The following is a 13,808-nucleotide window of genomic DNA, read 5'->3' as shown; positions in this document are numbered from 1 at the left end:
CTCATTTCTATTCGCACCATAGCGGTTTCTATCCACCATTTTTAGGGTTCTATTCGCGCAAACTCCATTTCTATTCGCACTTTACATCCTTCTATTCACGCAGATCACCTTTCTATTCGCACCGACCTTTTCTATTCACCTTTATTGAGGTTCTATTCGCGCAAACTCCATTTCTATTCGCACTTTCCACCCTGCTATTCACGCAAATCATCTTTCTATTCGCACCGACCTTTTCTATTCACCTTTATTGAGGTTCTATCCGTGCAAACTCCATTTCTATTCGCACTTTACACCCTTCTATTCACGAAAATCATCTTTCTATTCACACCGACCTTTTCTATTCACCTTTATTGAGGTTCTATCCGTGCAAACTCCATTTCTATTCACACTTTACACCCTTCTATTCGCGCAAATCATCTTTCTATTCGCACCGACCTTTTCTATTCACTAATATCGAGGTTCTATTCGCGCAATTTCCACTTCAATTCGCACTTTCCACCCTTCTATTCACGCAAATCACCTTTCTATTCGCATCGACCTTTTCTATTCACTAATATCGAGGTTCTATTCGCGCAATTCCACTTCAATTCGCACTTTCCACCCTTCTATTCACGCAAATCATCTTTCTATTCGCACCGACCTTCTTTACCCACATTTCCCTTACTTTTTCACGTAAACCCCAGTCTATTTATCCTTCCACATAAAAAAAGCACATGAGATTATAAAAAAATCTCATGTGCTAATGCTTAGTCTTTTAATAATTCAACTAATAATGCCTTTTGTGCATGAAGGCGATTGCCTGCTTGCTCAAATACTACGGAATTAGGTCCGTCAATGACACCTGTAGTTACTTCTTCCTCGCGATGGGCTGGTAAGCAATGCATGAAAAGATAATCCTTCTTTGCGTGACTAACAAGATCCTCATTAATTTGGTATTCATGAAAATCTTTTAAGCGCTGTTCGTTTTCTTCTTCCTGCCCCATACTCGTCCAAACATCTGCGTAAACCGCATCCGCATTTTGAACTGCCTCTACAGGATTAGCGGTAACTGTAATTTTACAGCCTGTTTGTTCGGCAATTTCTTTGCACTTAGAAGTCACTTCCTCATCCGGCCAATAGGACTCAGGTGCAGCGATTGCAAAATCGATGCCCAATTTTGCACAGATAGCCATTAATGAGTTAGCAACATTATTGCCATCCCCTACATAAGCCAATTTTAATCCCCGGACAGCACCCTTCTTTTCTGTTAGTGTAAGAACATCCGCAATGGCCTGACATGGATGTGCTAAATCCGTTAGTCCATTTATAACAGGCACAGTAGAATGATTGGCAAGTTCCTCCACTCGTTCATGTCCATGAGTTCGAATCATTATGGCATTAACATATTGAGATAACACTTGAGCAGTATCAGCAATGGTTTCCCCACGCCCTAGCTGGGAATCCTGGTTATTCATATAGATCGCATGACCTCCAAGCTGGAGCATTCCAGCTTCGAAGGACATCCGTGTTCTTGTCGAATTTTTTTCAAAGATCATTGCGAGAATTTTTCCAGCTAAAGGATTTTGACCTGGTCCTTTCGATTTCAGTTCAATCGCCTTATCAATTAGCAATTGAATTTCCTCAGTAGAAAAATCAAGGATTGTTAGGAAATGTTTCCCCTTCAAAGACAATTTGTTGATTGTCGATTGCTGAGCCTTACTCATTTAACTGCCACACCCTTTTCAATTTGGTTTAACCATTCTCCCATTGGTTTCACGTTCCACTCAGTATTTTTCATTCCTTTTAGATAAGCCTTAAAGGTTTCTTCCTGAGAGAAGATCAGCCTACGTTGGCGAATTGCCCATTGACGAAGAAAAACATCTTCACTGCTACTTCCACTGCATAATACCCCAACAATGTTTTCCGTTGCGATCTCATTTATTTCCCCTTCATAACGAATAAGGTCTATGCCACACTGAGCCGCTTCTTGAATAAGGGTTTGATCACAACTTGTGAAGAGAATTTTATTTCCCTGTAACTTAGTAGACAATGAAGCAAAGTATTTCTTTAAAGCTTCCTCTGTTGTTTGGCCAATACTAATTCCTTCACCAGTTGACATCATTTGTGGACCCGTCTTAATATCGAGGCCTCTTAAGGCGAAGTTGGAAAACACTGGATATTTCAAACAAACATACGGGCTAGGTCCTTCACCAAATACCGGTAATTCATTTTTCGACATCTTGTATTTCCCAAGCAATATTTTTGTCGCTTTATTGACAAGAGGCACGCCTGTCACTTTGCTTACAATTGGCATTGTTCGACTTGAACGTGGATTTACCTCAAGGATATAAACTTCTTCCCCAGAGATAATATACTGTATATTCATCAATCCCTGATAACCTGTATCCTTGATTATTAGAGATGCATATTCAATAATTTTCTTTTTAACTGATATAGATAAACCTTGTGCGGGAATCATCGATAAGCTATCACCAGAGTGAACACCTGTTCTCTCAATATGTTCCATGATTGCAGGGACGATAATATGAGTTCCATCCGCGGCAAGGTCGATTTCAGCTTCTCTTGCCTCTAAAAATTGGTCAATTAGCACAGGATATTGAACGATACTATTAGCTAAATGAGCTTCCAACTTCTCCTGATTTTCAATGACCATCATATCCTGACCACCAATTACATAAGAAGGACGAATTAAAACAGGAAATCCAATTGTAGCTGCAGCATCGACAAGTTCTTGCTGGTTACCAGCAATTAACCCTTTTACCCGTGGAATGTTTAGACGATCAAGAAGACGATAAAACTTATCTCTATCTTCAAATAAATCAATCATTTCCGAACTTGTACCAAGTAATGTTACTCCATGATTCTCTAGGCCTTTTGCTAAGTTTAGAGCCGTTTGTCCTCCGAGTTGAACAATAACTTCCTCTATTCCTTCTACTTCAATCACATCGAGAATTTCTTCTAAGCATAATGGTTCAAAATAAAGTCGGTCAGATAAGGCAAAGTCTGTGCTTACTGTTTCTGGATTATTGTTAATCATAATCGTTTCAATGTTTTCTTCTTTTAACGCAAGAACCCCATGAACGGAACAATAGTCAAATTCGACGCCCTGACCAATGCGAATAGGTCCGCTTCCTACAATTAATACCTTTCTTTTGCTACTTTTCGGCGATTCATTTTCCCCAAAATAACAAGAATAAAAATAATTAGAGCTAGAATCAAATTCTGCAGCACAAGTATCCACCATTTTATAACTTGGTTTTACCCCGAGCTTACTTCTAAGGTTTCTAACCTGCTTTTCGGTCATCTTCCATGCCTTTGCAAGATAATCATCACTGAAACCTTTCTCTTTATATGAAGCTAATTTTTCAGCACTCACCTCAAGAGCATTTTCATTGGCAATTTCGGCTTCAATTTGAATAATACCTTCTAACTTATTTAAGAAAAATAGGTCAATTTTTGTATCATCATGAATGCTCTTTTTGCTTACGCCACGACGTAATAATTCCATTATCACGAAAAGTCGTTCATCTGACTGTTGAGCTAAAATTGATTTTAATTCCTCAGTTGATTTCCCTTCAAATAATGCCAAGGTTAAATTCTGAACATTCATATCTAATGAGCGAACTGCTTTAACCAAAGCACGTTCGAAATTCCGATCGATTCCCATTGCTTCCCCAGTTGCTTTCATTTGCGTACCTAGGCGTCGCTCTATACCAGGAAACTTATCAAAAGGCCATTTAGGAATTTTCACGACAACATAATCAAGTGCCGGCTCGTAACTTGCATACGTATTTCCCGTTACAGGATTTTTTAACTCTGATAACAAATGACCAACAGCAAGCTTTGCAGCCATCCTTGCAATCGGATAACCCGTTGCTTTTGATGCCAATGCCGATGAGCGGCTAACGCGCGGATTTACTTCGATGAGATAGTAATTTTTACTTTCAGGGTCGAGAGCAAACTGAATATTACACCCACCAACAATTCCAAGAGCAGATATAATTTTTACAGCTGCAGATCTAAGCATTTGGTACTCTCGGTCTGTCAACGTCTGCGAGGGAGCAACAACAATCGAATCCCCAGTATGGATTCCCACAGGATCAAAGTTTTCCATATTACATATGGCAATACATGTTCCATTGGCATCCCGCATCATCTCATACTCAACTTCTTTGTACCCGGCAATGCTTTTTTCGATTAAGCATTGATGAATCGGGCTTTCATTGAGGCCACCGGTCACCAAACTAATAAGGTCTTCCTCAGTTGGAGCGATGCCACCACCCGTACCGCCTAGTGTATAAGCAGGTCTAACAATAACGGGATATCCTGTAGCTTTTGCAAACGTTAGGGCTTCATCAACACTATGGACCACTTCACTCTCTGGAACTGGCTCATTGAGTTTATACATCAGGCTTCTAAACGCATCTCGGTCTTCACCTTGCTTAATAGAATCAATCGATGTCCCTAGTACTTTTAGTCCGTATTTCTCAATAATGCCTTGTTCACTCAACTGAAAAGCCATGTTTAAACCTGCCTGGCCCCCAAGTGTGGCAAGGAGCCCGTCCGGCTTTTCCTTTTTGATAATTTTTTCTACACTTTCCACGGTCATTGGTTCAAAATAGATCGCATCCGCAAATTCGGGATCGGTCATGACAGTGGCTGGATTATTATTTAACAAAATCACGCGGTATCCTTCTTCTTTTAAAGCAATACAAGCCTGGGTTCCCGCGTAATCAAATTCGGCTGCCTGCCCAATAATAATTGGGCCGGAACCAATAACTAAGATGGATTGAATGCTAGTATCTTTAGGCATAATTCACTTCTCTCCGCTTCGTTGATTCAACAAGATTGATAAATTCATCAAATACAAAATCGCTGTCTGCCGGTCCTGGATGAGCTTCTGGATGAAATTGGACGGTTACTAGCGGCAATGTTTTATGCGATAGTCCCTCAACAGAACCATCATTACTATTGATAAAACGTGCAGAAAGACCCGCTTTACTAATACTTTGTTCATCAACAACATAGCTATGGTTTTGTGAAGACATAAACACCTTCCCAGTTTGATGATCACAGACTGGCTGGTTGGCCCCCCGATGACCAAATAGCATTTTTTTGGTGTCACCACCAAGCGCAAGAGCAGCTAACTGATGGCCTAAACAAATCCCTAATGTAGGAAGATGTTCAATAACCTTCTTAATTTGTGGGAGTTTTTCTGTTAACTCCTTGGGGTCTCCCGGTCCATTAGACAAGAGTACACCATCAGGTTGAAGAGATTGGATATATTCAAACGTACTATCGTATGGGACGACCGTCACTTTACACCCTTTGTTCAAAAGACTATCTAAGATTGATTTTTTATATCCAAAATCAAAAAGGACAATATGCGGATAACCTTCTCCGTAAACTTTCGGTTTTGAAATTGACACTTGTTTTACCTTCATATCAGGACTTAGCGTAAAGTCTTTCAGAAACTCTTTTTTGTCTGAAAGAATTGCTGGCATTGAGCCATGTTCTCGAATGCTTTTTACAACCGCTCGTGTATCGATATGGGACAGAACAGGAATATTCCATTTTTGTAGATAATCACTCATACTCATTTCTGATTCATAATGAAAACAATGGGTCTCTGCCTCATATACAATTACAGCTGCTGGTTGCGGAACAAGACTCTCGGCATCCTTTTTATTAATACCGTAATTTCCTATTAACGGATAAGTAAAAACGACTATTTGATCTTTATAGGATGGGTCCGTTAACACCTCTTGGTACCCCGTCATCCCAGTAAAAAAGACAACCTCTCCTTTAATTTCCTTATCCGGTTGTTTCCCTACCCATGAGCCTTTATAGGAAATCCCTTCACTTAGATGTAAGTAACCGTCCATAATTCACCTCGTATTTTCGAATAATTATATACACAACCTAATAATTATTCATTTAATCTCTAAAAATATTCGGCTATAATGCTGCCGAAGTTATATTTGTTAATGTAGACTCGAGTATACCTATCGCCTGATTCACTTCAGCCTCTGTTATCGTAAGTGGTGGAAGTAAGCGAATGACCTTTTCCCCTGCAGGCAAAAGTATTAACCCTTTTGTTCGAAGGCTAGAAAGCACTTCTGGAACATTCCCGGATATTTCAATTCCGAGGATCAGCCCCATCCCTCTGATATCTAGAACACCATCTATCTTGCTTATGGTTGTCACAAGTTGGTCATATAGATATTGCCCCATCGCTGTCGTTTCAGTTAATAGTTGTTCAGTGAAAATCATTTCCATAGTAGCAACTGCTGCGGCAATGGCTATTGGGTTTCCACCGAATGTTGATCCATGACTTCCTGGTCCAAAAGCATCTTGAAGCTCTGCTGTTCCGACCACTGCACCAATCGGTAACCCACTTCCTAAACCTTTTGCAGCGGTAATAATATCCGGTTTTATATCGAAATGCTGAAACGCAAAAGGTTTTCCTGTACGTCCAATACCTGTTTGAATTTCATCAATAATGAGCAATGTGCCATTGTCTTTACATGCTTTTTCGATAACCTTCAGAAACTCAGAAGTTGCAACGTTAATTCCACCCTCACCTTGGACAACCTCTAGCACAACTGCTGCGGTATTCTGATCTATTTCTTTTAAGAATGCCTCCACCTGATTAAAAGGCAAATGGATAAAGGTCTCAAGCATTGGTCCAAAACCGTTTTTTATCTTATCTTGACCCGTTACTGCCATCGAACCAAATGTCCGCCCATGGAATGAATTGTTAAATGAAATAATCTTCGATCGGTTCGTTGCTTTCCGTGCAAGCTTTAGTGCAGCCTCATTTGCTTCCGCACCACTGTTTGCAAAGAAAACTAAATCTAACCCTGCTGCATCTGCTAGGAGCTTTGCAGCTTTTTCCTGCATTGATTGTGGAAAGAGATTAGACACATGCCAGAACTTTTTCAGTTGTTCTGTAACGGCCTGCTCGATATGTGGATGGCAATGCCCCAAGTTGCAAACACCAATTCCTGAAGTGAAATCAAGATACTCTTTCCCATCCACTGCCGTAATCTTTGTTCCTTTAGCGCTAGCTGGTTCTATTTCCCAACGGCTATAGGTCGGAAATAAATGGCTCATTATTTAACCCTCTCTTTATTGGTTATTGCCGTTCCAGTCCATCCTCCTTGTTGATAAAAGGCCTTTTTCCCGGAAACAATCATAACCTGATTTATTCCTTTATCCAGAGCTGAAATTGCTGATTCTACTTTTGGAATCATTCCACCGTAGATATGTCCATCAGAAATATATTCTTGGATTTCAGTAGTAGAAGTTTCTTCAATAAGCTCCCCGTTAATTAAGATTCCTTCTACATTTGTTACAAATATACAGCGTTCTGCATCTATTGCTTTTGCAACTGCAGCTGCTGCATAATCTGCATTAATATTTAATCGCTCGCCGTCTTCTGTTGCCCCTATTGGAGTAATAACCGGAATTAAATCTGAATCGATTAATTTATTTATGATTTCCTTATTTACCATCGTAACAGTACCAACAAACCCAAGGTCTTCTTTGTTGATAAAATCCGCAACGAGGCACCCTCCGTCGCTTCCATTCAGTCCAATCGCATTTAATCCACCTTCTGCTAACAGGCTAACAAGCTGTCGGTTTGTTTTACCTGAAAGGACCATTTCAACGACTTCCATTGTCTTGTCACATGTTACTCTAAGCCCATTATGAAACTTTGAATCTATCTTATAGAGGTCGAGCATTGTATTGATTGCCGGACCACCACCATGGACAATAACTGGTTTATAACCATTCTTTTTTAAAGAATGAATGGCTTCAAAAAATGCTGGTGATAACTCATCAAGTACACTACCACCGCATTTGAGTACAATCGATTTCATAGTAACCTCCTATGTTCGATAGCTTGCATTGATTTTGACATAATCATAGCTAAGGTCACAGCCCCAAGCCATTCCAGATCCTGAGCCGACATTAAGGTTTACGGTAATTTCGATTTTCTCTTGCTCCAAGTACGCTTTAGCCTGTTCCTCGGAATAAATCAGTGGATTGCTTGCTTGCAACAATTCCATTGAACCGAGTTTAATGTCAACTGTATCCGGATTGACAAAGGCATTTGCCTGACCTACAGCACCTATTATTCTTCCCCAGTTTGCATCTGCACCATAAATGGCCGTTTTCACTAGGTTGGATCCAACGATTTGCTTTGCAACAGCTCTAGCCTCTTCATTTGAGACTGCACCGATAACGGAAACCTCCACTAGCTTGGTTGCCCCTTCTCCATCTCTAGCAATCTGTTTTGCAAGGCTTTCACAGTTTTCTTTTAATAGCTGGATAAAAATTGGCCACTCTGGATGTTCCGGAGATAACGGCTCATTCCCTGCATGGCCATTAGCCATTACGAGAACCATGTCGTTTGTAGATGTATCTCCGTCCACTGTAATTTGATTAAAAGTGACGTCTGTTAACTCTTTTAAAGCAACGCTTAAATGTTCTGATGAGATATTTGCATCGGTTGTAATGAAGCCTAGCATCGTGGCCATATTGGGATGAATCATCCCCGAACCCTTGGCAGCTCCACCGACAGAGACAGGCTTACCATCAATTTCTGCCTGATAACAACTGCTCTTCATCACTGTATCAGTTGTAAGAATTGCCGTCTGGAACTCCTCTGCGTTCTCCGCTAACAGACCAGGATTTAACGCTTGGATTCCTGTCTCAATTTTATCCATTTGCAGAAACTCTCCAATGACACCAGTAGATGCTACAGCAATGTGATGCTCTGCTATATTAAAGGCTTTAGAGGTCAAAGATCTCATTTTATACGCATCATCCAACCCTTGTTGGCCGGTACAGGCGTTGGCGCAGGCACTATTTACAATGACGGCTTGAATTAACCCTTCCTTGGAAATACTATCCTTTGTCACGATTATTGGGGCCGCTTGAAAAGCACTCGTTGTATAGACTGCCGCACAATTAGCCGGGGTTTCGCTTAGAATGATTCCAACATCTAATTTGCTATATCTAAGACCAGCATGAACCCCACCAGCACGAAAACCTTTTGGACTTAATACACCACCTGCATCGATTTTTCTAATCATCTTCTTTTCTGTCAGTGCCTGTTTCATCGTGTCCTCCTTAAGGATAGATTGGAATAAAGTTCAATCCTGCCTTTTCATCGATTCCGTTCATTAAATTGGCATTCTGTACCGCCTGCCCAGCAGCACCTTTCATTAGATTATCAATTACAGAAACAATGGTAAGGCGCCCTGTTCGTTGATCAACATTGAGTCCAATATCACAAAAGTTAGAACCACAAACTTCTTTAACAGATGGATATTGGTTTTCTTTTCGCACTCTAACGAATGGGTGATTCAAATAAGTTTCCTGGTAAAGTTCGATCACTTCAGCGGTAGTAAGTTCCTTTTTAAGTTGAACGTAGGCGGTCGTCATAATCCCCCTTGTAATCGGGATTAAATGTGTACTGAAGGTAACTGGGGTAATGTGACCATCCCATAATTTGAGTTGCTGTTCTATTTCCGGAATATGCTGATGCTGATTCACCTTATAAATTCTAAAATTATCATTCATTTCCGCAAAGGCAGTTGTTTTTGAGAGTGATTTTCCTGCTCCAGAAACGCCTGATTTCCCGTCAATTATGATTCCTGTGGGTTCAATTAATCCTGCTGCTACCACTGGACCAAGGCCAAGTAAAGCGGCAGTTGGATAGCACCCCGGGTTAGCTAGCAGTCTAGCATTTATTATATTTTCACGATTCCACTCACTTAGTCCATAAACTGCATCAGCTAAGGTTTCTTCATTGACACAGTCGTGTTTATACCATTTTTGATATTCCTCTGCGCTTTTAATTCGAAGGTCTCCAGATAAATCAACAATCTGGATGTCTTTGCCGTAGAATTGTTGCGCTAGTTTTCCTGAAACACCAGATGGCGTCGCTAGAAAAACTAAATCTGCATCCTCAGCAATTTTCTCTGAATCTACCTTTTTCAAAGAGTCTTCAAATATATTTTCGAGATGAGGAAATTCCTCTGTAATTGGCATTTCTTCCCTAGTTGAGTGAATGGAGTGAATGCGGAATATAGGATGATTATGTAATATCCTAATTAATTCGCCCCCACCATATCCTGTTGTGCCGATAACCGCAACCTTCACTCTACTCCCCCTTCCGATTATTGTATAAATAACCATTTATTTTTATATTTATTAATTTCAGTTCTTTTTATTATAAGAACTCCACCTCAGAAACGCAACCAATTTCGTAAAATTCCGCAAACTTTTTTAGAAAAAAGAACCATATTTACAAGCTAGAAGTTTAAATGAAAAGACAAAAAAACACGGCTGTTCGCCGTGTTCAACTATACAGGATGATTGGAAAAAGCATGATGATAAAAAATAGTGCTGCGTTTACAATTTCATACACACCAAGTTTCATCATTCCCAAAGGATTTCCATACAATACAAAGGCTCTGATTAAACTTGGTATGAAAGCAAGGGCTACAATCCACTCGCCAATAATTATCCATAGAATTAACACCACAGCATGGTAAATCCATGATATATATTTGTAACGAATATTTTTCTTTTCACGTACCATCGTCTTTACATACAAGGTACTGCCAACAAAGAAAAGAATTGAGGAGAAAAAAACCAACAAAGCTTCGAGTGTTAGGTTGCCACTTGCAAGATAACTACTTGCAAGGCCTGCAATACTAAAATTTATAATCGCGCTAAGGTCATTCATTAAGGCTCTTTCGTTTTTCTTCCTTGAATAGTAAGTATTAACCGCAAAGAACGGGAGCATCGCTAGACCAAAGTAAACAATAGTCGGCATAGTAAATAACGGGACCATTAGAAAGGCGAGTGCAGGGACTAAATAAATAATCGTCCACTTACGATAGAAAGGAATGTTTTTCTTTTTAAATAAAAGTAGCATGGGATACGTTGCTAAGTATAATAAAAGCCATCCGAGGAAGAACGGAATATGCTGCCATACAATTTCTGTAGCTGCGGCACCAAGCCAGAACGGGATGATTAACATAGCCCATGCACCATGCTGCTTCGGTATAAATAACTTCACAATCATCACTCCCCTACATTTCTATTCTTACTATAAGACACACAGCAATACTATTAAGTGAAACTTGTCACATTTAAGAGCAGCAAGGATTGTGAAGTCACGAAATCGTCAAAAACGAAAAGCAGCAGCACCTTGGTTAGGCCGTAAGTCTAGATGCAACTGAATAGAAGGCGTTCTTCACCTTCAATTCAAGGGGTGGCTTATGACCCAAGGACTTGGCGCTGCAGCTTGACAATTCTCAAGGTATTTTTCTCGATATAAGAAAAAGACATCTTATAGATGCCTTTTAACTAAGTTAAGCTTTAATAGCAATTCTTTTATATATAAATGTGGTTTGGAAATGTAGCCTATTTTATTAGAGAAGGACAGACTAAGCAAAAACAAAAAGATAATCACGATGTGCACTTGTGATAATAATGAGATATCATTTATTAATCTCATATCTGGGTGTAACTGTACAAAGCTTAGAAACCATAAAAACAACTGAGCAATTTCATCATAAAGGTGAATAACCACCAGCCCAGTCAAGGTACATAAAACAAGCAACCACTTTAGTGATCCTGAAAGGATTCTTTCTGTAGTTGTCTTTGTCTTTCCACCGTTTGGAGTTTGCAATTGCCAAATAAGTCCCATCCCAACAATAGCCATCACTGTATAAGGAAAAACGATCCACACCATTTGATACATTCCCATCTTTTCACCTCTGCCACATATTAAAACAGGTACATTTACCTATTTATCTTAACTAGTTAGCAGTGAAAACACAGTGAGAAATATCGCTTGTTTGTCTAAAATACGAATTTTTTTTTACTTTATTAGTCTGATGGATTAGCGTTATTAAAACAAGAAACTGTTGTCTCTACATACTTAATGATCCAAGAGTAAAAACCTTCAACTTCGGAATAGACCGGATAGGGTAAGTCCCTTTGAAGCATGTTGGCCAATTCTGGTTGCCGGCATAGGATGATTTTTATATTGGTTAGCTCTTTAAGCAGGTGCAAATCTCCTTCATCCCGTAGCAGAACACCCTTAGGAAAGACTTCATGCTTATGACCTTCAATCAGGATTGTATCCGGGCTCAAAGCAGAAGCTAGATGAATCTGTTCCGCTAAGCTCCAGTTAGGCTTTTCAGCCTGTAAAAGAACCCTTCCCTCCCCTTCAATGATCGAAGCTAAGGCTCCTGCATTTACATGCCGAGCTGAATCTTTATTTTCAACCATATCTGGTTTGCCACCGTGACCATGGTGTTTTATTGTAACAATTTTATAACCTTTAGTTGAAAGCCTATGAATGACTTCATACATCGTAGTCGTTTTCCCACTATTTTGGTAACCCACCAGCTGAAATAGAACTGGTTTTACCATGGCCATTTGCTGCCTGTCTGATCTTCAAGTAAAAGCACATCTACTTCTACTCCATGTTCAAACCCTCTCGTACCGCCCGGTAAAATCATTAAGGAATTGGCTCCGGCAAGGCTCATGATAATATTCGACTTATCTAAACCACTCGGAGTAACAACCAGCCTTCCGTCTTCAATGGTCAATGCACTTCTTACAAACCGCGTAAATGGATTGGCTTTTGGGAAATCTGCATGTAGTATAGCCTTTTCCTTTCGAAGATGCGGCATGTCTATACTTAACATTGTCCTAAGAATTGGCCTAGCAAAAAGTTCAAAACCTACATAACAAGCTGATGGATTCCCTGAGAGACCAAATAACAGCTTCCCATCAAGGTGTGCGACAGTTGTAACACTGCCCGGCCGCATGGCTACTTTATTGAATAGAACTTCCGCACCGAGCTTTTCATATATTTGTGGCAAGTAATCAAAATCCCCGACAGAGACGCCACCAGTTGTGATAAAAATATCGACTTCTCCAATCGCACTGGCAACCGCCTCAAAACAGGTGTCAAAATCATCTGGAAGTTGACCAAAGTAACGGACCTCCGCTCCAACTCTTTGAATTTGAGCGGCTATCATATAGGAATTGCTATTTCTTATTTTACCTGGCTCAAGGGGCTCATGTACCTCAAGTAACTCGGTTCCCGTTGCATAGAGACCAACTATTGGCTTTTTGGCTACCGGTACCTTAGCAAACCCAAATGTAGCTAGCATTGCTTGAATACCAGGGTTAATAAACGTCCCCTTACTGACTAGCACTTCCCCTTCTTTTGCATCTTCCCCGCGGTAGGAGACATTCTCGCCTTTTTTATGTACCTTTTTAACACTCATATATTTTTTATCTTCTTGACTGGCTTCCTTCGTTAGCTCAAGCATAACTACTGCATCCGCCCCTATTGGCATCTGGGCACCAGTCATAATTCTCACGGCTTGAAATGGTCCAAGCTCTTTGTCAGTTAACATCCCTGCACCGATATGGTCGACAACTTCAAATGTAACGGGAGTGGATTGAGAAGCCTTGCTCGTGTCGATAGCTCGAATCGCATACCCATCGTATGGAGCTCGATCAAAATGAGGCACGTCACTTGTGGCTCTTAAGTCTTCAGACAAGAATCTTCCATAACTTTCATTTATTGAAACCCACTCAGTGGTTCCATTCTTTTTAAACTTCATAATTCTATTTACCGCTTCTCCAATTTGAATCGGTGTTCGTTTCTCTAGCATCATTTTCAGCTCCTAGTATCTGGGCAATTAAACCTAGTAATTCTATTATATTATTATAAGAATAAATAAGGACTCACAACATGA

11 protein-coding genes are annotated in these 13,808 nt (G+C 40.1%); all 11 read right to left on the bottom strand.

The window, feature by feature from the left end; all coding sequences use genetic code 11:
- Nucleotides 1-746: 746 nt before the first annotated feature.
- The gene (gene argF, locus H0185_RS00645) at nucleotides 747-1,703 is read right to left on the bottom strand and encodes an ornithine carbamoyltransferase (protein WP_221870185.1); all 957 of its coding nucleotides are present in this window, start codon (nucleotides 1,701-1,703) and stop codon (nucleotides 747-749) included.
- The gene (gene carB, locus H0185_RS00640) at nucleotides 1,700-4,813 is read right to left on the bottom strand and encodes a carbamoyl-phosphate synthase (glutamine-hydrolyzing) large subunit (protein ID WP_221870183.1); all 3,114 of its coding nucleotides are present in this window, start codon (nucleotides 4,811-4,813) and stop codon (nucleotides 1,700-1,702) included. The genes argF and carB overlap by 4 nt, the downstream gene beginning before the upstream one ends.
- Nucleotides 4,806-5,885, bottom strand: coding sequence for a carbamoyl phosphate synthase small subunit (locus H0185_RS00635; RefSeq protein WP_221870181.1), 1,080 nt, complete (start codon nucleotides 5,883-5,885; stop codon nucleotides 4,806-4,808). The genes carB and H0185_RS00635 overlap by 8 nt, the downstream gene beginning before the upstream one ends.
- Before the next feature lie 73 nt (nucleotides 5,886-5,958).
- Nucleotides 5,959-7,116, bottom strand: a complete 1,158-nt coding sequence (gene argD / locus H0185_RS00630) for an acetylornithine transaminase (protein ID WP_246628938.1) — start codon at nucleotides 7,114-7,116, stop codon at nucleotides 5,959-5,961.
- Nucleotides 7,116-7,886 (bottom strand): acetylglutamate kinase, encoded by a 771-nt coding sequence (argB, locus tag H0185_RS00625; protein WP_221870179.1) that lies wholly within the window; start codon nucleotides 7,884-7,886, stop codon nucleotides 7,116-7,118. Before argB ends, argD begins: the two co-directional genes overlap by 1 nt.
- 9 nt (nucleotides 7,887-7,895) lie before the next feature.
- The gene (gene argJ / locus H0185_RS00620; protein ID WP_246628937.1) at nucleotides 7,896-9,131 is read right to left on the bottom strand and encodes a bifunctional ornithine acetyltransferase/N-acetylglutamate synthase; all 1,236 of its coding nucleotides are present in this window, start codon (nucleotides 9,129-9,131) and stop codon (nucleotides 7,896-7,898) included.
- 10 nt (nucleotides 9,132-9,141) lie between these two features.
- Nucleotides 9,142-10,176 carry an N-acetyl-gamma-glutamyl-phosphate reductase gene (argC, locus tag H0185_RS00615; protein ID WP_221870177.1) on the bottom strand — a complete coding sequence of 345 codons (1,035 nt, stop codon included), beginning with the start codon at nucleotides 10,174-10,176 and terminating at the stop codon, nucleotides 9,142-9,144.
- Between the two features lie 199 nt (nucleotides 10,177-10,375).
- Nucleotides 10,376-11,101: a YwiC-like family protein gene (locus tag H0185_RS00610; RefSeq protein ID WP_343223056.1), complete on the bottom strand. Its 726-nt coding sequence runs from the start codon at nucleotides 11,099-11,101 to the stop codon at nucleotides 10,376-10,378.
- Between the two features lie 273 nt (nucleotides 11,102-11,374).
- Complete coding sequence (locus tag H0185_RS00605) at nucleotides 11,375-11,794, bottom strand: respiratory nitrate reductase subunit gamma (protein ID WP_221870173.1); 420 nt, start codon at nucleotides 11,792-11,794, stop codon at nucleotides 11,375-11,377.
- A 122-nt stretch (nucleotides 11,795-11,916) separates the two neighbouring features.
- On the bottom strand, nucleotides 11,917-12,465 hold the full coding sequence (gene mobB, locus H0185_RS00600) for a molybdopterin-guanine dinucleotide biosynthesis protein B (protein WP_221870170.1): 549 nt from the start codon (nucleotides 12,463-12,465) through the stop codon (nucleotides 11,917-11,919).
- Nucleotides 12,459-13,724, bottom strand: coding sequence for a molybdopterin molybdotransferase MoeA (locus H0185_RS00595; protein ID WP_221870300.1), 1,266 nt, complete (start codon nucleotides 13,722-13,724; stop codon nucleotides 12,459-12,461). Before H0185_RS00595 ends, mobB begins: the two co-directional genes overlap by 7 nt.
- Nucleotides 13,725-13,808: the final 84 nt, after the last annotated feature.

It is taken from the genome of Mesobacillus maritimus (assembly GCF_019749255.1).
Classification (GTDB): Bacteria; Bacillota; Bacilli; order Bacillales; family Cytobacillaceae; genus Mesobacillus_B; species Mesobacillus_B maritimus_A.
This window is presented reverse-complemented; position numbering and strand designations above follow the sequence as displayed.

What these genes read in the sequence shown, in the direction of transcription:
- H0185_RS00605 (WP_221870173.1), bottom strand. Translation starts at nt 11,794, where the DNA reads ATGGGAATGTATCAAATGGTGTGGATCGTTTTTCCTTATACAGTGATG.
- H0185_RS00635 (WP_221870181.1), bottom strand. Translation starts at nt 5,885, where the DNA reads ATGGACGGTTACTTACATCTAAGTGAAGGGATTTCCTATAAAGGCTCA.
- argF (WP_221870185.1), bottom strand. Translation starts at nt 1,703, where the DNA reads ATGAGTAAGGCTCAGCAATCGACAATCAACAAATTGTCTTTGAAGGGG.
- argB (WP_221870179.1), bottom strand. Translation starts at nt 7,886, where the DNA reads ATGAAATCGATTGTACTCAAATGCGGTGGTAGTGTACTTGATGAGTTA.
- H0185_RS00595 (WP_221870300.1), bottom strand. Translation starts at nt 13,724, where the DNA reads ATGCTAGAGAAACGAACACCGATTCAAATTGGAGAAGCGGTAAATAGA.
- mobB (WP_221870170.1), bottom strand. Translation starts at nt 12,465, where the DNA reads ATGGTAAAACCAGTTCTATTTCAGCTGGTGGGTTACCAAAATAGTGGG.
- argJ (WP_246628937.1), bottom strand. Translation starts at nt 9,131, where the DNA reads ATGAAACAGGCACTGACAGAAAAGAAGATGATTAGAAAAATCGATGCA.
- carB (WP_221870183.1), bottom strand. Translation starts at nt 4,813, where the DNA reads ATGCCTAAAGATACTAGCATTCAATCCATCTTAGTTATTGGTTCCGGC.
- argD (WP_246628938.1), bottom strand. Translation starts at nt 7,116, where the DNA reads ATGAGCCATTTATTTCCGACCTATAGCCGTTGGGAAATAGAACCAGCT.